14 protein-coding genes are annotated in these 18,963 nt (G+C 67.2%); 7 read left to right on the top strand and 7 right to left on the bottom strand.

Going from position 1 to position 18,963, the window contains the following annotated elements:
* Positions 1-17: 17 nt before the first annotated feature.
* The 3 genes from KEG57_RS14185 to KEG57_RS14175 all read right to left on the bottom strand — a co-directional run bounded on the left by KEG57_RS14185 (position 18) and on the right by KEG57_RS14175 (position 2,089).
* Entirely contained in the window at positions 18-338 is a 321-nt protein-coding gene (locus KEG57_RS14185) for a hypothetical protein (protein WP_272420314.1), read from the bottom strand.
* A 116-nt stretch (positions 339-454) separates the two neighbouring features.
* A complete protein-coding gene (locus tag KEG57_RS14180; protein WP_272420313.1) occupies positions 455-1,345 on the bottom strand; it encodes a PAS domain-containing protein in 891 nt (296 codons plus the stop codon).
* A 339-nt stretch (positions 1,346-1,684) separates the two neighbouring features.
* On the bottom strand, positions 1,685-2,089 hold the full coding sequence (locus tag KEG57_RS14175) for a hypothetical protein (protein WP_272420312.1): 405 nt from the start codon (positions 2,087-2,089) through the stop codon (positions 1,685-1,687).
* 196 nt (positions 2,090-2,285) lie between these two features.
* Between KEG57_RS14175 and KEG57_RS14170 the strand changes: the two genes are divergently transcribed.
* From KEG57_RS14170 to KEG57_RS14145, 6 genes are all read left to right on the top strand, one after another.
* Positions 2,286-2,690: a CBS domain-containing protein gene (locus KEG57_RS14170; protein ID WP_272420311.1), complete on the top strand. Its 405-nt coding sequence runs from the start codon at positions 2,286-2,288 to the stop codon at positions 2,688-2,690.
* 41 nt (positions 2,691-2,731) lie between these two features.
* Complete coding sequence (locus KEG57_RS14165) at positions 2,732-3,838, top strand: aminoglycoside phosphotransferase family protein (RefSeq protein ID WP_272420310.1); 1,107 nt, start codon at positions 2,732-2,734, stop codon at positions 3,836-3,838.
* The gene (locus KEG57_RS14160) at positions 3,835-4,335 is read left to right on the top strand and encodes an adenylyl-sulfate kinase (protein ID WP_272420309.1); all 501 of its coding nucleotides are present in this window, start codon (positions 3,835-3,837) and stop codon (positions 4,333-4,335) included. The genes KEG57_RS14165 and KEG57_RS14160 overlap by 4 nt, the downstream gene beginning before the upstream one ends.
* Positions 4,336-4,436: 101 nt before the next feature.
* A complete protein-coding gene (locus KEG57_RS14155) occupies positions 4,437-5,876 on the top strand; it encodes a glycosyltransferase (RefSeq protein ID WP_272420308.1) in 1,440 nt (479 codons plus the stop codon).
* A gap of 176 nt (positions 5,877-6,052) precedes the next feature.
* Positions 6,053-7,366, top strand: a complete 1,314-nt coding sequence (locus KEG57_RS14150) for a M23 family metallopeptidase (RefSeq protein ID WP_272420307.1) — start codon at positions 6,053-6,055, stop codon at positions 7,364-7,366.
* A gap of 589 nt (positions 7,367-7,955) precedes the next feature.
* Positions 7,956-11,081: a beta-propeller domain-containing protein gene (locus KEG57_RS14145; protein ID WP_272420306.1), complete on the top strand. Its 3,126-nt coding sequence runs from the start codon at positions 7,956-7,958 to the stop codon at positions 11,079-11,081.
* A 59-nt stretch (positions 11,082-11,140) separates the two neighbouring features.
* Here KEG57_RS14145 and KEG57_RS14140 read toward each other — a convergent pair whose 3' ends face one another.
* Complete coding sequence (locus KEG57_RS14140; protein ID WP_272420305.1) at positions 11,141-12,487, bottom strand: sigma 54-interacting transcriptional regulator; 1,347 nt, start codon at positions 12,485-12,487, stop codon at positions 11,141-11,143.
* 280 nt (positions 12,488-12,767) lie between these two features.
* Between KEG57_RS14140 and KEG57_RS14135 the strand changes: the two genes are divergently transcribed.
* Positions 12,768-13,718, top strand: coding sequence for a hypothetical protein (locus tag KEG57_RS14135; RefSeq protein WP_272420304.1), 951 nt, complete (start codon positions 12,768-12,770; stop codon positions 13,716-13,718).
* Between the two features lie 33 nt (positions 13,719-13,751).
* On the opposite strand, the gene KEG57_RS14130 is transcribed toward KEG57_RS14135, so the two are convergent.
* From KEG57_RS14130 to KEG57_RS14120, 3 genes are all read right to left on the bottom strand, one after another.
* Positions 13,752-17,171: a serine/threonine-protein kinase gene (locus KEG57_RS14130; RefSeq protein ID WP_272420303.1), complete on the bottom strand. Its 3,420-nt coding sequence runs from the start codon at positions 17,169-17,171 to the stop codon at positions 13,752-13,754.
* A gap of 164 nt (positions 17,172-17,335) precedes the next feature.
* Positions 17,336-18,244: a peptidoglycan DD-metalloendopeptidase family protein gene (locus KEG57_RS14125; RefSeq protein ID WP_272420302.1), complete on the bottom strand. Its 909-nt coding sequence runs from the start codon at positions 18,242-18,244 to the stop codon at positions 17,336-17,338.
* 188 nt (positions 18,245-18,432) lie between these two features.
* Complete coding sequence (locus KEG57_RS14120) at positions 18,433-18,930, bottom strand: hypothetical protein (RefSeq protein WP_272420301.1); 498 nt, start codon at positions 18,928-18,930, stop codon at positions 18,433-18,435.
* Positions 18,931-18,963: the final 33 nt, after the last annotated feature.

The following is an 18,963-nucleotide window of genomic DNA, read 5'->3' as shown; positions in this document are numbered from 1 at the left end:
TCGGCGGCCGCCTTGGTTCAGTTGCCCTTCACGCTCGTATGCATGTCCCCCGCGGTCGCGGTCCCCGTCCCCGTCGCGCTGCCGGTCGCCGTCCCGGGCGCTGGCCCGGGCCCCATTCCCAGCGTGAGCGCCTCAATGTCGAGATCCGCCGGCGGCAGTGGCAAGTCCATCGGCAGCGCGAGGTCGTGCTCGATCTCCAGGCCAAACTGCTCTTTTGCGAAGAGCTTGATCGCGCCTGCCGGATCCTGCTCGAGCTGTTTGCGGAACGATGCCTCCGTCCAGGCATGCGCCACGAGAAACCCCCACTGCACCTTGTCGAGCGTATGCGGCTTTTCCATGATGCACCTCGAAACACTGTACATCAGCACATATTCGCTTCTCTCGCCAGCGGAGATCGCAACAGGAGCGTTTTCGCGTCGAGGTTCGTCCGAGCTTCCGTAAAGGAACGTTTTGTTCACCGCGTGCGGGCACGACGCATCGCCCGGGCGATGCCCGTTTGCAGGGTGCTGTGCGTCCCGATTCCAGAGAGGTCGATCCCCATCGAGACGAGCGTCTGCGCCACCTCGGGACGGATGCCCGTGAGCATCGGCTCGGCCCCGAGCAGCGCGACCGAACGCGCGGCGCGCACGAGCGCGTCGGCGACCTCGGCGTCGACCTGCGGGACGCCCGTGATATCGAGGATCGCCACGCTCGCCCCGCTCCGCGCCATGCCGTCGAGGAGTACGGTGATCGCCCGCTGCGCGCGCGCCGGATCGATGTCCCCGACGAGCGGCATGACCATCACCGTTTCACTCACGGGGATGAGCGGCGTGGAGAGCTCGAGGAGCGTCGCCTCTTTCGCGCGGAGCGCCTCCTGTTGAAGGAGGGCGTCGGCACGCTCCTGGTCCGCGCGTACGGCGGCCGTGACGTCCAGGATGATCCCGCGCAGCCCCACCATGCGTCCGTCGTCCTCGCGCACGCACACTGTCTGGGCTTCGATCCAGAGGACCCCGCCGTCGCGGCGGACCCAGCGGAATCGAAGGACCGAGCGGCCGTTTTGTTCGAGGATCTGGTTGCCGGCGCGCACGTAGTCCCTGTCCTCCGGGTGCGCGAGGTCGGACCAGAGGTTCGGCTGCGCGAGCCACTCTTCCTGTGTGTAGCCGGTGATGTCGCGGATCTGCCGGCTCACATAACCGACGCGCCCGCGGCTCGGATCCTCGACGAACCAGCTTTCCCAGACCGCCCCGGGCACGCAGTCGATGAGGTCCCGGAGCATGCTGCCGCGCATCTCGGCCTCATGCAGACGCGCCCGCAGCGCCGCCACCTCGGAACGAAGCGCCTCGGCGTTCAGTGCTTGCTCTTCCATGGTATTTCTCCCTCGGCCCGTGCGCCGCAGAAGCGACGCGCTTGCACGAGCCCTCCCCCGGGGCGATGATACCGCCAATCCGGGCGCTGCTTCAATCCTCCGTCAATCGGGGTGCGGAGAGGCCGCTCGTGCTGTACATATGAATGGGGAACGTCGGGTCATGTGCGTGCGCTGAGGGGTCCCGGGCAGCGTTCGCGCCCGATGAACGCCGAGACGATGTACGTGCGCTCACTGCATACGGGTGGTATTGCGTGATACCACACGGGAGCGGTCTGGAGATATCCTCGCCGTCCCGCGGACCCATTGCAACGATCGGGCCGAGGGCTGACGCCGAGCCGATCACCGCGTGGTGCGGCATTGCCTCATCACGCTCGCGCGCATTCGATCCGTCGCCTCCTTGTACGAGAGCAGCTCCTGCACCTCCCGGCTCGCGGGATGGGCGAGCATGTACCCCTCGACCTCCTCGTACGCGAGTAGCTCCCGCGCCACGCTCGCCGCAGAGGACACCGCGCCTTCGTAGGTATCCTGAACCTCTCGATACGCCTCGTCCTCGTCGTACTGGCGTGAATGCCACAGGTTCGCCGTGAGCTGCGCGGCGATGATGACGCGCAGCCCGACATCGGTCGCGGCGACGGCGCGGGCGACGTCGTCCACGCGGTTTTTCCACGGATGCGTGGCGAGCGTCGCGAGCGCGCGCCGGAGCGCGCCGTCCAGGTCCTCCAGTCGATCTTCCGGTGCTTTCATGGGCTCTCGATTGCCATTGTGCCCGGCACGCCCGGGCTCGACAAGCGAGGCGGGAGGTCCGAACCGAGGAGGACCGCGAGGCGCACCGACTGCGCGGCGGCGCATTTTTCGCGCCTGGTCGGCCGCGTCCTTTCGCGAGGAGCCGCGCGAACGCGTCTGGTCACGGTCTTGCTAGCGCTTCGCCGCCGAGGACCCCATGAACACGAAGAACCCCACCGCCTCGGACTACATGACCCGGAGCCCCCACGCGATCGGCTTCGATCAGACGCTCGTGCAGGCGCACAAGCTCATGCGCGAGCATCACATCCGGCACCTGCCCGTCCTCCGGGGCGGGAAGCTCGTCGGAATGCTCTCCGAGCGGGATCTCGCGTTCGTCGAGGCGCTCCGCGACGTGGATCCGCAAAAGCTCCGCGTCGAGGAGGCCATGACGCCGCTGCCGTTCACGGTCGCGCCGGACGCCCCGCTCGCGGGTGTGGCGCGCGAGATGGCAGAGCACCGCTACGGCGCCGCCGTCGTGATGAGGGAGGGACACGTCATGGGTGTCTTCACGACGACCGACGCACTGCGGGCCCTCGCGGACGCGCTCGACGGGAAAGGATGACGGCGTCCGCTGCGCATCCAGCGCATTTCGGAGGTGACGTGATGACGAGAGAAAGGCCGCCCGAGATCGAGGACGAGATCAGCGAGCTCGTCGCCGGTGTGATGCCGGGCGCGGCCGTCTTGCGGGTCTCTCGCCTCGGCCCCGACGAGGACGACGACGGCGGCGCGACGGGCAAGGCCATCGGATATGGCGTGCCCTTGCGAATCCGGGTGCGCCGGCCCGACGGCGCGGAGAGCGACCTCTGCCTGCACACGGCCGGTCCGGACGAATTCGGGCACGACCGGCGCGCGGACCGAGCCGCGAACATGCTGCTCGCCTTCGATACGTTCCCAAAGATCCCGCGACACGTGCGCGCGCTCGACGTCGGCGCGGTCCTCGACGACGGCCGCCTCGCGTCGTTGCGCCGGAGCGGCGAGTTTTACCTCGTCACCGAATACGTCGAGGGCCACGTCTATGCGGATGATCTTCGGCGGATCGCCCGCGAGCGCGTCCTCACGGATCGGGACGTCGCGCGTTGCGAGGCGCTCGCGCGGCTCTGCGCGGAGGTGCACGCGGTTCGTCAGGACGGACCCGCGACGTACCGGCGCGCGATCCGGGACCTCCTCGGGCACGGCGAGGGCATTTTCGGGCTCGTCGACGGCTATCCGGACGGCGTGCCGATGGCGCCGCCCGAGCGGCTCCTCGGGATCGAAACGCGGTGCCTCTCGTGGCGGTGGAAGCTCAAGGGTCGCGGCGAGCGCCTGCGCCGCACGCACGGCGATTTCCACCCGTTCAACGTGATCTTCGACCGCGCGGGCGAACCTCGGCTCCTCGACACGAGCCGGGGCTCGGCCGGCGATCCCGCGGACGACGTCACCTGTTTGTCGATCAATTATCTGTTCTTCGCACTCGAGGCCCCGGGCTCCTGGCATGGCGCGTTCCGGACGCTCTGGCGGACGTTTTTCCGGACCTACCTCGACGTGACGGGGGATCGAGAGCTCTTCTCCGTGGCCGCGCCTTTCCTCGCGTGGCGAGCGCTCGTGCTCTGCAATCCGCGCTGGTATCCGTCGATCCACGCGAGCACGCGGGACGCGCTCCTCGGGTTCGTCGAGCGGGTCCTCGACGCGCCGTGGTTCGATCCCGACGAGGCGGAGGGGCTTTTCTCGTGAGCGGCGCGGTCGTGTGGATCACGGGGCTCCCCTCGGCGGGGAAATCGACGCTGGCGGAACGCGCGTTTCGGCGGTTCGTGGCGGAAAACCGGCCGAGCATTCTGCTCGACGGGGACGCGGTGCGCGCGGCGATACGGCCGCCGCCGGGGTATGGCGAGGAGGCGCGAGCCCATTTCTACGAGACGCTCGGGAACCTGGCGGCGATGCTGGCGCAGCAAGGCCACGTGGTGCTCGTGCCGGCGACGGCGCACCTCCGCGTCTTTCGTGAAAAAGCGCGCGCCGTTGCGCCCCGCTTCTTCGAGGTCTACGTCCGCGCACCGGCCGAGCGCTGCGCGGAGCGTGACGCCAAGGGGCTTTATGCCGCGGCGCGCGAGGGCAAGGTTTCGGGGCTGCCCGGCTTCGATCTCCCGTACGAACCGCCCGAGGCGCCCGACGTGGTCGCGCTCGGGGGGCACGACGAGGAGGCGGTGGAGAAAATCGTTCGCCTGTCCGGCTGAGCCCGTTTTCCCGCGCATCGCTGCGCCTGCTCGGCATTTTCGTCGCATTCGACCTGGCAAGCGATCCCCGCGACGGCCCGTCGGCCTTAGAAGCCCGGCGAATGCGCCTCGTGCAGGAAGTCCACGCGCAGATCCGCTCGCTCGAGCGTTTCGTGCCCCTCTTGGGACAGGCTGCGGTCGACGAGGCGCGAACCCTCGCGCGGGGGCTCTCCGAGCAGCTGGCCGGCGGCGTCATCTGGAATGTCAACTCGACCGCCGTGGGCGGCGGCGTCGCGGAAATGCTGCATTCGCTCCTCGGGTACGCGCGGGGCGCGGGGCTCGACGTGCGCTGGTTGACCATCGGCGGCTCGCCCGATTTTTTTCGAATCACGAAGCGATTGCATCACGCTCTCCATGGAGAGCGCGGCGACGGCTCTCCCCTCGACGAGGCCGCGCACGAGGTGTATGCGTCGAACCTCTGCCGCAATGCGGTCGAGCTCCGCGAGCTCGTCCGCCCCGGCGACGTGGTGCTGCTCCACGATCCCCAACCCGCCGGCCTCGCCCCGACGCTCCTCGCGGCGGGCGCGCGCGTTTTGTGGCGGTGCCACATCGGCGCGGACGAAACGAATGAAGACGTCGAGCGCGGCTGGCACTTCTTGGCGCGTTATCTCGATGGCGTGCGGACCATGATCTTTTCTCGCGAGACGTATGTCCCGGCGCGGTATCGTGATGGACGCGCGTCGATCATCCAGCCGAGCATCGACGCTTTCTCGGCGAAAAACATCGATCTCGACGAGCACACCGTCCGCTCGATCCTGGTCCACGTGGGCATCCTCGAAGGGCCTCCGCCGCCGTCGCCTCGTTATGCCTTCGTGCGCAGCGACGACACGCCCGGGCGCGTGGAGCGCTCGGCCGACATCATTCGGCTCGGGCGCGCGTCTGCCTGGGAGACGCCGCTCGTCGTCCAGGTGTCCCGCTGGGATCCGCTGAAGGACATGATCGGCGTGCTTCGTGGTTTTTCGACGATGGTCCACAACCACGCCGCACCCGAGGTCGACCTCGTGCTCGCGGGCCCGAACGTGCGCGCGGTGGCCGACGATCCGGAGGGCCCCGCGGTTTTCGAGGCGGTTTACCGCGCTTTTCTCGAACAGCCGCCGGCCATCCGCGCGCATGTCCACCTCGCGATGCTGCCCACCGCGGACGTCGAGGAGAATGCGGTGATCGTCAATGCGCTGCAGCGCCATGCGGCGATCGTCGTGCAGAAGAGCCTGCACGAAGGCTTTGGCCTGACGGTGACGGAGGCCATGTGGAAGGCGCGCCCCGTCATCGCCAGCGCGGTCGGCGGCATTCAGGATCAGATCGAAGATGGGGTGAGCGGCGTCCTTTTGCGAGATCCGAACGATCTCGACACGTTCGCGGGCGAACTGCACCGGGTCCTTGTGGATCGCGCATTCGCGGAGCGGATCGGCGCCGCGGCGCGCGAGCGCGTGCGGGAGCGATTTCTCGGGGTCCGGCACCTCATCCAGTATGGCGAGATCTTCGGGCGTCTCATCGCTGCGTGAGGGAGTGAAAGGGCTTCCATCGCCTCCTTTCCTTCGATAGTCTCGTCCTCGTCATGCCCTTCGCGTCACGAACCTTTCGCTCGGGTTTTTTTCTGCTGGCATGGATTCCTCTCGCGTGCTCCTCGCCGGGCTCGTCTTCGCCCTCGGGCAGCGGCGGGGAAGGGGGCAGCGGAGGCGTGACCGGGCCCGGTACGGGCGGCGCGGGGATGGGCGGCAGCGGCGGCATGGGCGGAATGACGCCGTCGACGAGCGTGGGGCCTGGCTCGGGGAGCGGCGGGAGCTTGCCGATGCTGCCGTGTGACCCGGGATTCGCGTTCGACAGCAATCCCATCACCTCGCCGATCCTCACGGTTTCGTACACGAATCAAACTCCCTATGCCTACGTCAACATGAAGGTGACCGGGCCGGGGGCGCCCGCCTCGCAATGGGGCGGCGTGGTGGGCTCCGGGCCGTATACGTGGACGTACACCGTGTACGGGTATGATCCCGGAGTCTTGACGTTCACGTTCGTCGAGGGGGAAAACGATGGCAATCCGGGCAACCCCGTGGCGCAATGCCAGGTCGAGGCGCTCATCGAGGGCAGCTCGAATCCGGGATCGAGCGGCAGCGGCGGCGGGGGGCAAGCGAGCTGCGCCGATCTGGCAGCAGCCCATGGGTGGCCCGGCGGCACGTACACCTGCGACGACGGCACCAAGAACTGGTGCGCGGGCACGGGCACGCCGACGAAGGATTGCGTGCGCTGCTGCAGCCCGTCGTGCGGCGTGCTCGCGGGGCTCTACAATTCGAGCGCGAGTTGCGACGACGGGAACAACGGCGCTTGCAAGGGCTCGGGCGTCATCACGTGGGATTGCAAGGCCGGGTGTTGCGGCCCCGGAATCCCGAACTCGCAGCCGCCGAGCGGCGGAGCCTTCGGATACCCCGTGGGCGACAAGAGCACGAGCCCCGCGGGCGGCGCCGGATGGCAGGTCTGGCAGGTCCTCGGGCATTACTGGGACGTCTACGGCGGCGCGCATCTCGCCGAGGACATCGGCAAGGCCGGCGCCGCGAACGCGCCCGTCTATTCGGTGGCGGACGGGGTCGTGCTGGTCTCCGCGCCGAACGGGAGCTCGTACGTGAACGTGATCCTCGTGCAGCACCCGATGCCGGACGGAACGAGCGTGTGCTCCTTCTATGGGCATCTCGCCACGCGCACGGTATCCCCCGGACAAACCGTCCAGCGTGGGGATCAGATCGGCACCGTCCTCGACCAGGGCTCGAACTCCCACCTGCATTACTTCATCGCGCCGAAGAACCTCTGCGACAAGATCGCGGGCCTGAACGGCGCAGGCGCCTGCGGATACGATGGATCCGGCGGCGTCCCGGGGCTCGGGCACGCCGATCTCGCGAACGCGCCGGAATCGTACACGGCCTCGGGGACGAACAACGGGTGCAGCCTGAACGGCTACCAGATCTTGGCCCCGCACGATTTCATCGACGCCCACCACTTCTGAGATGGTTCGCTCGGGCAAACCGACCGCGGCGCGCTCGGCGTCCGAGAGGCACGGAAGCGCCGCGTCGTCGAAGACCAGGTGATACGAGGCGTCCGACCAGACGAGCTTGATCGGACCCGTCCGCGGGGGACATACGCGTGGAGCCGCGGAGGCTTCCGGCGGCGCCGTCGGGGCGCTCATGGCGCTCGTTGCAGCGGCAGGCGGAGACGGCGCGGACGGAGGTGGCGGGGGTGTGGTTCGGTCACACGCCGCCGCGACCAGGACGACAGCGAGGAGGCATTTCGCGGGATACGAGCTCGCTTCCATGCGTCCACCGCATTTTGCCACGAGCCGCCGCGCGAAGGCACAGGCGTGTCCCGGGCTCAAGAGATTTCGACCGTCCCGCGCCTGGGCCGCGCCGCGTCAGGAAATGCCTCATGGCGATGTTGGTGAGGACACTTCGGCGCGTCGTGAACGGTGAGATGGTCAAGACACCGACGGTGCGGAATTGCCCATTTTTACCTTCTCCGGCGTCGCCGGGAGACTATGATAGGAAATAGTATTCCTTCATTTTATGTGAAGGAAGAAAGAGGGCAATACGATGGCTTTTTTGCGCAGAAGAATTGTGACGAGCACGGCGTGGCTTGGCGCGTTGCTGTTGCTCGTGGGGCCGGGGTGCGCGGGGAGTGGGAGCCCGGGCGAGGAGGAGAAGACCGCCGAGGACGGGGCGCCGATCAAGCAGGCGCCGTCGTTCCTGACGGCGGATGATTTCCCCGAAATTTACTGGGGCGAAGAGGAAGAGGAAGAAGAGGAGGAAGAAGAGGAGGAAGAAGAAGAGGACGATCGCGAGCTCGAAGAGGGCGATATCTACCGCGTGATGGGCGGCGGTCGCCTGCTCAACCTGAACCGCTACCGCGGCCTTCAGGTCGTCGACTACAGCGACATCACGAACCCGCAGATCATCGGCAAGTTGCCCGTCTCCGGCACGCCCGTCGAGATGTACGTCGACGGGAACCGCGCGGTGGTGCTGATGAACGAGTGGTACGGATACAAGGCCGATCCCGGCAAGCTCGCAGCACGCGAGCGCGCGGGCGGGCTCGTGGCCCTCGTCGACATCAGTGATCCCACGGCCCCGACGCTGATCTCCGAGTACAACGTGCCCGGTAGGATCACGACGAGCCGCTACGCGAACGGCTCGTCAAAGGACTCGCTCTACATCGCCGCCGTGAAGAACGGCTGGGTCAACGAGAACGGCTACTGGGAGTACAGAAACGAGAGCGTGGTCAAGAGTTTCGACGTCATGAGTACGAGCATGACGCCGAAGACCGAGCTCCTGCTCGGCGGCGACGTGACCGCGATCCAGGGCGAAGGAAACGTACTCCTCGTGGCGCGTCGCCTCTCGAACTGGCCGCCGACGAGCAATGTCTCGATCGTCGACATCTCGGACATCAACGGCTCGATGGCGCTGCGCGGCACGGTCGCCTCGAGCGGCTACGTCCGCACGCAGTTCCACATGGACTTCCGCAACGACCAGCTCCGGGTCTTCTCGGGTCCGCTGTGGGGCGGTTGGAACGAGCAGAGTTATCTGCAGACATGGAACGCGACGAACAAGGACAACCCCATCCCCGTCGCGAACGAGGCGTTCGGCGTGAACGAGCGGCTCTACGGCGCCGTGTTCATGAACGATAAGGCATTCGCGGTCACGTACCGGCAAACGGATCCGTTCCACAGTTTCTCGATCGATCCGAATGGCAACGTCACCGAGGAGAGCGAGTTCATCGTCTCGGGCTGGAACGATTACCTCCGGCCGCTGGCGGGTGGCACGCGGCTCATCGGCATCGGCGTGAACGATCAGAATGGCCGCAAGATGGCGGCGAGCCTCTACGACATCACGAACCTCCAGAACCCGAACCCGCTGCTCGACCGCGCCGAGACCGACGCGAGCAGCGGCACCTGGAACTACTCCGAGGCCCAGTGGGATCACCGCGCATTCAAGATCCTCGAGAACGCGGTGAACGTGCAGGCGGACACGGGTGAGGTCGAGACGGGCCTCATCATGCTGCCCTTCACGGGCTACAAGTACGAGAACAACACGTACACCTACCGCTCGGCGGTGCAGCTCTTCACGTTCTCGAATACCACGGTCACGCGCCGCGGGACGCTGGATCACGTGGACAGCGTGCGCCGCTCGACCCTCCTGGACGGGACGAACAACAGTGCGGTCATCTCCGAGACGGTGCTCTCGTTCCACGACCAGACGAACGTCGACGACCCCGAGAAGATCTCGCAGATGGACCTCGCGCCCGATTACGCGAAGATCCTCCCGTGGGGGGATTACCGTGTGCGCATCCGGCACCCCGAGGGGTATCACTACTGGTACAACAACACGGCGAACGCGCGGGCGGAGATCATTCCGAACGACGAGCACGCGGACCTCGCCGAGCCGGTCGCGACCTTCGAGCTCCCCCTCTCCACGGGCTATTACAAGGTCGGGAACTACCTGGTCAGCTCGAAGACGCGGTGGCTGTGGCCGAACTACGAGACGACGATCAAGATCTTCGACCTGACCGACCCTGTGCATCCGCAAGAGAAGGGCACGCTCGTCACGAATGAGCTGACGCCGACGAACTACTACAACACCAACCTTCACTTGACCGACAACGCGCTCATCTATCAGCAGAACAACTACGGCTACGAGTACCTCGGCCTCTACCAGGGGCGCAGCGCGTCGCTTCTCGGGGTCAATACGTGGTGCGACAGCACCTCGGATGGCTGCAAGTACATCACGGGTCAGCGCGCCTGCCAGACGCCCGACGGCCAGCAGGAGTACTGCGCCGGTGGGTTCGCCGAATGCACGATTCACGTCGGCGCCGAGACCACCTGCGTGCCCATCCCCTGGAGCACGCTCGAGCCGAATGCATACTGGTACGAGTACGAGGGCGAAGGGTGGCGTTACCCGACGTACGCCTCGTTCAAGATCGTCGATCTGTCGGATCCGACGAATCCGAAGGTCGTCCCGAACCCGATCACGTTCGCGTCGCCGGATCGGTACGCGGACGCACGCACGAATGGCAACGAGCTCCTCGTCACGGTCAAGAACGCCGCGACGGCACCGGGGGACAACCGCCCGTACACGAAGAACTTTCTCAAGCGTTATGACCTGACGAACCCGTCGGCGCCCGTCCTCGTGTCGAGCACCAACATCCCCGGCCAACCCGTCGACGCCTACGACAACCGGCTCTTCATCCGCGATCGCCAATGGGGCGGTAGCTGGCACGAGGAGGGCGTCGGCCGGGTCAAGCTCACGGGCAACGGCGCGAAGCTCGAGAAGTACAGGAAGCTCGAGGGCAGGTACGTCACCATGATGCTGGTCGACAGCCACGAGCAGCCCGTCGTCAGCTCCCGCTCGACCTGGACCTATGGCACGGCCTCCGTCGCGGTCCTGGATCCCCAGAACGGCAACCAGCCCGGGTTCAACCTCCTGGCGAACTTGACGCTCGACAACAGCATGTCGCTCATCGGCGTCGACGAACACCGCTGGTACTTGTACGTCGCCGGCGGCACGCTGGTGGTCGATGCGAACGACCCCACGGCGATCAAGGCGCAGGCGTTCTTCCCGATCTATTACTGGAACAGCCGGCCCGTCGTCCATAACGGCCAGATCCTGGCCGCGGGCGGGCGGTTCGGCATCTACCAGATCGGCGAGGACGAGTCGAACCTGCTCCAGGACGACTGAGGTTCGATTCCCCGCCTTTGATGGAGGCCCGGCGCGTGTCCCGCGCTGGGCCCTCGGCCTCACCCCTCGCCGCTGTCAGCCTCGTCCCCGCTACGAACGTCGTACTTCCGGATGAGCGTCCGCAAATGGCTCCGGTCCATGCGCGCGAGCCGTGACGCCTCCGAGACGTTGCCCTTGGCGCGCGCAACCAATTCGCGCACGTAGCGCTCCTCCCAGCGGTCCGCGGCCCTCTGCTTGGCCATGCGATAAGGCACGCGCAGGTCGAATTCGTCCCCGGTGACGGGGCCCGCGCCGCCCTCGGACGGTCCGCTCCCGAGCGCGAGGAGCGCCGGATCGTCGAGCAGGACCGCGCGCTCGACCGCGGCCCTGAGCTCGCGCACGTTGCCCGGCCACGCCTGCCGGCAGAAGGATTCGAGCAAATCGGCAGGCATGGTCCGCTGCGGCGCGAGCTCGGCATAAAAATGGCGCGCGAGCCGCTCGACGTCGCCCGTGCGCTCGCGCAAGGGCGGGATGTGAATGCGCACGACGTTGAGGCGATAGTAGAGGTCCGCGCGGAACGTGCCGCGGTTGACCTCGGTCCGGAGGTCGCGGTTTGTCGCGGCGATGACACGCGCGTCGAGCCTGATGCGCTGATTGCCGCCCACGCGCTTGACGGTCTTCTCCTCGAGGGCGCGCAGGAGCTTCGGCTGCATGTCGAGCGGCAGCTCGCCGATCTCGTCGATGAAGATGGTGCCGCCCGCGGCCTGCTCGAAGGCGCCGGGGCGATCGGCGCTCGCGCCCGTGAAGGAGCCCTTCACGTGGCCGAAGAGCTCGCTCTCGATGAGCGTCGGCGCGATGGCCGTGCAGTCGAGCACCACGAACGGGGCGCGGGAACGCGCGCTCGCCTCGTGGATCGCCGCGGCGAGCACGCCCTTGCCGGTGCCGGTCTCGCCTTCGAGCAGGACGGTGGTCTCGGACGGGGCGATGCGGGGCAGGGCGGCGAAGATGCGGCGCATGGCGTCGCTCGCGCCGAGGACGGAGCCGAATCGATCCTCGGGGCTCAGGGCCTCGCAGATGTCCTCGTCGAGCAGGTCGACGCGTAACGTCGTGCGCCCGACGCGGACGCGCGCGCCGTCGTCGATATACCCCGTGAGGATGCGGGTGCTGCCGATCCACGTGCCGTTCGAGGAATCGAAATCCCGCAGGAAAAAGCCCTCGGGCGTGGCGGTGATGCTGATATGGTGGCGGGAGACCGTCGGGTCGGAGAGCACGAGGTCATTGCCCTGGGCGGTGCCCACGGAGACCTCGCTCTTCTGGGCGCGCAGGGTGGCCCCCGAGTCCGGGCCCTCGATCACGGTGAGCGAAAAACCTTCGAGCCGCAGCTCTTTCGCGTTGGGGCGGAGGAGCAGGGTGCCATCCGTCGACATGCTGGCACGTTACCACGCGGCGCTCGCTCCGGGGTGGCGGGTCGAGGCATGCGTCCTGGAGGCTCGGGCCTCCAGGGGATGGAGGGTCGGGCCTCCAGGCATGGAGGCTCGTGCCTCCAAGCGATGGCGGTTCGCTCCGCCAAGCCTGGAGGCCAGGCCCTCCAGGGGGCACGCGGCGCGAGGGAAAGTCGCGGTGTCCGCGCTTTTTCCGCGATGTTCCATGTCATGGCACAGAACGTGGATAGTCCAGCTGCCGAGGACTTGGCGGAGGACGATGATCATGACGACGCAGCTCACGCTTCTGGTTTCGCGGTTCGGGTTTGCAGGCGCGCTCCTCGCGTCCGCGCTGGTTCTTCCGGCCTGCGGTGGTGAGCCCGTCGACGTCGAGGATTTCGAGGGGGAGGTGGCAGAGGCCGAGCAGGCGACCGGCCCGACCGGCGGCAACAACCTCCCGCCCTTCGCCATCGACAGTGATCCTCTCAAGCGCAGCGTGACCGACACCTATGGCATCACGTCGACCACGAACCCGGACCCGCTCCCGCTTTGCAAGAATGGCACGGTGACCGCGACGGGCTGTACATTGAAGCCGGAATGGGAGTCGTGGATGGCCGCGGACGGGACGAACCGCGCCCCGATGATGAAGGGAATCGCGAAGTGCTCGGTTTCGACGAGCTTCACGATCACGACGAACGACGGCACGCAGACGTTCCCGGGGCAATGGGACCTCTACCCGAGCTGGAAGACGAATCGGCTGACCGGCGAGGACAAACGCGAGCGCATGAGCTCATGCCTCCTTTCGCTCCTCAATGGGAACAACCAGGAGCTCGCGCTTTGCATCGTCGGCCCGGGCGGTGCGCCCTTCAACACGCCCTGCAGCGATCCGCTTCTCTCGATCCGCGAGGGCGGGTTCTACGGGAACCTGTTCGCCACGAATCCCACCGCGTACGTCGCCGGCCCCGACACCGCGGACCCGGTGGACAGCGGTCGGGCGTGCTTCGCGACGCAGGGCAACTACTGCTGCGCCGAGAATGACACGAACTGCAACCACCGCATCGTGCTGACCGGGGCGATCCTGGGCTCGCCCGATCAGAACTTCGCCAACAAGCGCTGCAATGCGCCGCTCGTGGACGCTGGCGGCGGGCTCTGGTACTGCCCCTCGTTTTTTTCGACCCGCGAGCCGAATCGCAGCTACACGAACGTGTTCACGACGTTCGTCCCGCCGGCCGAGTGAGCCGTCGTCCTGCGGACCTCCTCCCCTCTTCTTCTACCGCCCCTGCACCATTCGATTCACCTTGGCGGCCGCCTTCCCGTAGCGGCCCTCGAGGAGCGGGTTTCCTGCGAATGCCCGCGCGAGGCTCGCTTTCGCGCGCTCGAGCGATGTTTTCGCCTGCGCAGGGGCGACCCGCGCCTTGGCGAGCCCGAGCGCTCCCTCGATCGCGAGTGCTCGCGGCAGGCCTGGAGCGAGCTTCAGTGCCTGCTCGATTCCACGGAGGCCCTCATCCACGACGGGGCCCGGCGGGACCTTTGGCCGCTCGCTCGTGAGCAGCGCCTCGGCCCAGTCGAGGCAGATTTGCCCCAGCAAGAGCCATAGCTCGCTGCGCTCGGGTACCTCCTGGGTCGCCTCGCGCGCGAGGCGCTGGGCTTGCTCGAATGCCGAGAGCGAAAAAGCATCCTCTTGCGGGGCCCACGCTCCCTGCGCTGCCCGCAGCAATGCTTCCACGGCTTTGCAATCGGGGTTTTCGGGTTCGATACGATAACACGGCGTGAGCGTGCCGAGCCCCGCGTCGAGGCTGGGCCGGGGGTCCTGGCCGCGGGTCCGTTCATGGCTGGCCAGCAAGTGGTATGCGCGGCCGAGCTCGTGCTGGACGTACACGAAGTTGGGATCGATGGCGAGCGCAGCTTTGAAGCGATCGATGGCCTTTTGGCCGAGCTCTCGGCCATCTTCTCCCGCGTCGAGCCGGTAGGAAGCGAGGTTCATCGTGGCCAGACCGGCGTTCACGTATGCCAGCGGGTTCTGCTGGTTGATCTGGATCGCGCGTTCCGCCGACTGCACCGCTTCCTGAACGGCCTTTTCCGGGTCCCGTCCGTGGTCGGCCTGCCATTGCGCGAGGTCTGTCAGCCAGACAGCCGTATTGTTGTAACCAATGACGTACCCTTCATCGAGCTGGGTCGCTTTCCTCGTCGTATCAATGGCCCTCTCCAGCAGCTCCTGGCAGTCCTCGTTTCGCCGCTTCTTGCTCGCTGCGGAATAGCCGAGGGCAAGCCCGTAGTCGTTGTAGGCCCACGGGAACTTGGGGTTCAGGCGGATCGCTTCCTGCAAATAGGCATGGGCCTTGTCGAGCAAGGGTTGTACCGGCTGTCCCAGATCGAGCGAGCGTTCTGCCAGCTTCGTGTACGCGAGCCCGGTGATTTCATGGGCATGGGCATCGCCGGGGTGCAACGCGATCGCGTGTTCTCCCGCCGTGATTTGCGCTCGGCGCAGCCGCTCGACGTCCGCCCGAGCGGCGCCATGGCCTTCGCCGTATTGTGCCTGAAAATTGTACGCGAAAGCCTTTTTCGTGTGCCCGTCCGACTCGATCGAAGCCGCGGTCAGCGCCTTGTCCGCCGCGGAGAGGGCCTTGTCGAGCTTCGGCTTCGGATCACGGCCGCTGTAGAGGTCCATCTCCTCCTGCCGGATCCAGGCCTCCGCGAGCGCCTCGTAGAGCTGGTGGTCGCTGCGACCGATGTCCGCGGCCTGCTCGTAATGCGCCACGGCCTCGGTGAAATCACGCTCGGCTGGGGCGTTGTCTCCGCGGTCCTTCGCGTCGAGCGCGCGGGCCATGAACACGTCGCCTTCGAGCTTCTCGGCCTCGTACAGCCACGAAAGTCCGACGCGGGCGCTGCGCGCGCTTTGCAAGGCCTCGTCGTAGCGCCGGTTGTAGAAATGGATCAGGCCTTCGAGGTAACTCGCCGGCACCGTCGGCAGGCCCCGGCAGCGCGTGAGGTGCGTGAGCGCCGGTTCGAGGTACTCCTTGTCGAGCTCCTGCTTGCGCTTCTCGAAATAGCTCTTGTCGCCGCTCCTGCGCGCCTCCTCGATCGCCCGGCTGTAGAGCTCGCCGAGCACCCGCCCGAGCGCGTAATCGAGCTCGGGCTCGCGCACGCCGAGCGACACGGCCTGCGTGAGCTCCGCGTGCGCCCGATCCCACTCCTTCAGCGCGAGGTAGCCGCGGCCGAGCGCATAATGATCGAGCCCCGCCGCGAGGTCGCCGAAGCTCCGCATCTCCGCCTCGATCTCCGCCATGCGGGCGCGCACGACCGCCTTCTCGGGCCCCGTGTCGTGCAGCGGCACGAGGTACGCGCTGCGCACCAGCCATTCGAGGTCCTTCACCGCCTGGCCGAGCTTCTGCCCGAGCTCGGCGCGCTTCTGGGCGATCGCCTCGTTCCGCGCATTGACGATCACCGTGCGGACGCCGTAGCCGGCGAACGCCACGAGGCTCGACACGAGCGCGATCACCGCGAACGCCATCGGCTTGTTGCGCTTGGCCCGCCAGTAGAGGCGCGTCGGCAGGCCGAGGCGGCGCGCGAGCACGCGCTCGCGGTTCAGGAATCGTTCGAGATCGTCGGCGAGCTCGGCCGCGGTCGGATACCGCTGGTGCGGCTCCTTGTTCAGGCACTTGCCGACGATGATGTCGAGCGCGAGTGGGATCGACGGATCCCTCTGCCGCAGCGGGACCGGCTCCTGGATCAGCACCTTGAGCAGGACGTTGACCGCGCTCTCGTCCTCGAACGGCGGCGCGCCGGCGAGGATGTCGTAGAGCGTCGCGCCGAGGCTGTAGACGTCGCTGCGCGGATCGATGCTGCGCACGCTCCCGCGCGCCTGCTCGGGCGGCATGTACCCCGGGGTCCCCATGACCGTGCCCGATTCGGTGAGGCCCTTCGTCTCGCTCGCCTCGCGCGCGAGGCCGAAATCCATGAGCACGGGGCGATACGAGGGATCCGCGTCCCCGTTCTCGCTCTTCTCGACCATGATGTTCGCGGGCTTGATGTCGCGGTGAATGATGCCGATGCGGTGCGCGGCGTGGACGGCCTCGGTGACCGTCTTCATCACGCGAACCCTTTCGTCGAACGTCATCGCCTTCGCCGCGTCGTGCAGCGAGAGCCCCTGGACGAGCTGCATCGCGATGTACGCCTTGTCCTCGACCTCGCCGACCTCGAGGACCTTGCAGACGTTCGGATGATCGATGCGCGCCTGCGCCCGCGCTTCCTGCAGGAAGCGTTTCGTCGTGATGGGATCGGCGCCGTGGATGAACTTGATCGCCACGTGACGCGCGAGCCGCCGGTCGCGCGCCTCGTAGACGGAGCCCATGCCGCCGCGGCCGAGGAATCGTACGATCTCGTAACGATCCCAGCGCTTCGGATCCGCGAGGGGCGAGCGCTCGGAGACGGCGGGCAGATCGGCCGGGATTTCGGCGGGAATCTCGGCCGGGGGCGGCTCGGTGGGAGCTTCTGCGGGGGACGCGCTGGCCGGCGGCGGCGTTTCATCCACGCGCGCCGCGCCACGCCGGCGGCGTCTCTCGCGGGCCAGCTTCACCGTGACCGGGGCCGCTTTTTCCGGGGGAGCGGGCACGATCGTATCGGCGATCGCGAGCGCCTCCGGACCCGAGAGGGTCTTCTGATCGTGGCCTTTTTTGGGGGGCTGGCCCATCACGTCACCTTGGTCTCGGGAGGCCGTCGCTCGTCAAGCGCTACATGCGCAAGGCGGCGCCGGTCGCGTGGCAAACTCCCTTGCAACCGGGAGACCAAGGAACACGCGGAGCGGAGGATGCGGGCGGGAAGCTTTATGTCAGGACGAACGGGGAGAGGGCAGGCTCACTTGCAGGTCGGCGCGACCTGGCCGTCCGAGCCGGTCGAGACATAGGCGTCCGACACATAGCCGTTCCCGATGAAGTCCCAGAGCGTCGAGGTGCCGTAGGTGCCCGTCACCGAGGTCCCCTGCTTCTGGCAGGTGATCGTGACCTTCGCGCCGTCCGCGACCGATCCCACCGCGGCGCTGCTCGTGCTCGCGTCGGCGCGCACCGTGAGGGCGACGCCATTCGTGTTCACGGTGCCGACGACGGACGTCCCGCCGCCGCCGCTGCCGCTGCAGCTATTCTTGCTCGTGTAGTTCTTGGTGCCGTAGAAGTACGCCGTGGCGCCATTGAAGACGGGCCGGATGGCGACGCCATTGCGACGCACCTCGTAATGGAGGTGCGGGCCGGTCGAGCCGCCCGTGTTGCCGACGGTGCCGATCTTCTGGCCCTTGCTCACGCTCTGCCCGACCGAGACGACCTGCGAATTGAGGTGCGCGTAACGGCTGCGATACCCATTGCCGTGGTCGATCTCGATCCAGCGGCCGTAGCTCGTGTTGCCCTCGTTCGCCACGCGGGTGATCTTGCCGCCGGCCGAGGCGACGACCGCGTCGCCGATGTCGTCGTTGCGGTTGAAATCGACCGAGTTCTGGGGGCTGTGGTTCGTCCGGGTTTGTCCGGCCCAGACCTGCCCGCAGGGGAACGGGAGCTGGAAGGCGGGCATGTCGCTCACGCCCTCGCTCGTGCTGCCGACCTCCTCGTCCACGGCTTCCTCACCCGGCGGAGGGCCGTCGTCCAGCCACTCGTCACCGCCGAGCGCCGAGGCCGGATCGAGCTCGTCCGGCGGCTCGCCGCCACAACCGCTCAGCGCGAGGCCAGAGGCAAGGACGAGCACGTTGGAGACAAGGGCCCACTTCGACGTCGTTCGCATGGACCAGCGGTTCAGCAATGCGCGTACCGCCCCGCTATCGTGGAGGCCGGACCACGAAATCGGGCCTCCGCTCCACGGTCGCGGAATTTTTTCGAAGAATGACGGCGTGCTGCATCACGAAATCGGGATCCGGGGTGGGGCACGCGTTCCCCACCCCTTGGGGCAACCGTTCCCCACCCCAGGGGCCTTCACTCATTGCAGACGGCTTCGACCTCGATCGGCGCGGTGATTCCGGTGCCGTCGTTCACGAGCTCGCCGATCGGAAGCCTCGACTCGTTCACGGAGATGGTGGCGCCTGGGTCGATGACCACCCGGCGCGTGGTGCCCTCGATCTTCACCTCGATCTTGCCCTGGGCGGGGATGGGCACCGGCTCCGCGTCGGCAGGCGCGTCCATCCGGACTGTCACCGCAGTTGACGGGTCGATGCGGTACGAACGAATCTGTTTGCCCGGGGTCATGGCACAGGGCGACCACATCATCTCCCCGTGGACGAAGACGAACCCATTCTTTTGCGCGACCTTGTCCGGTACGAACGTGATTCCGCCTTCCCAGACGCACACGGCGTCGCTCCCGTTGTCCACGGGGCACGGCCCGTAGTCGTCGCTCCCGCTGCACCCCATCGCCAAAACCACCGCGCCGAGCGTCGCCACGATGGCATACGTCCCCTTCGTCGCCTTGCCTCGCATGTCATACCTCGCGTTCTCGAAACCTGGGTTTGG

The sequence above is a fragment of the Polyangium jinanense genome, assembly GCF_028435365.1.
The sequence above is the reverse complement of the archived record's forward strand: the minus strand, read 5'-3'. Positions and strand labels throughout refer to the sequence as shown.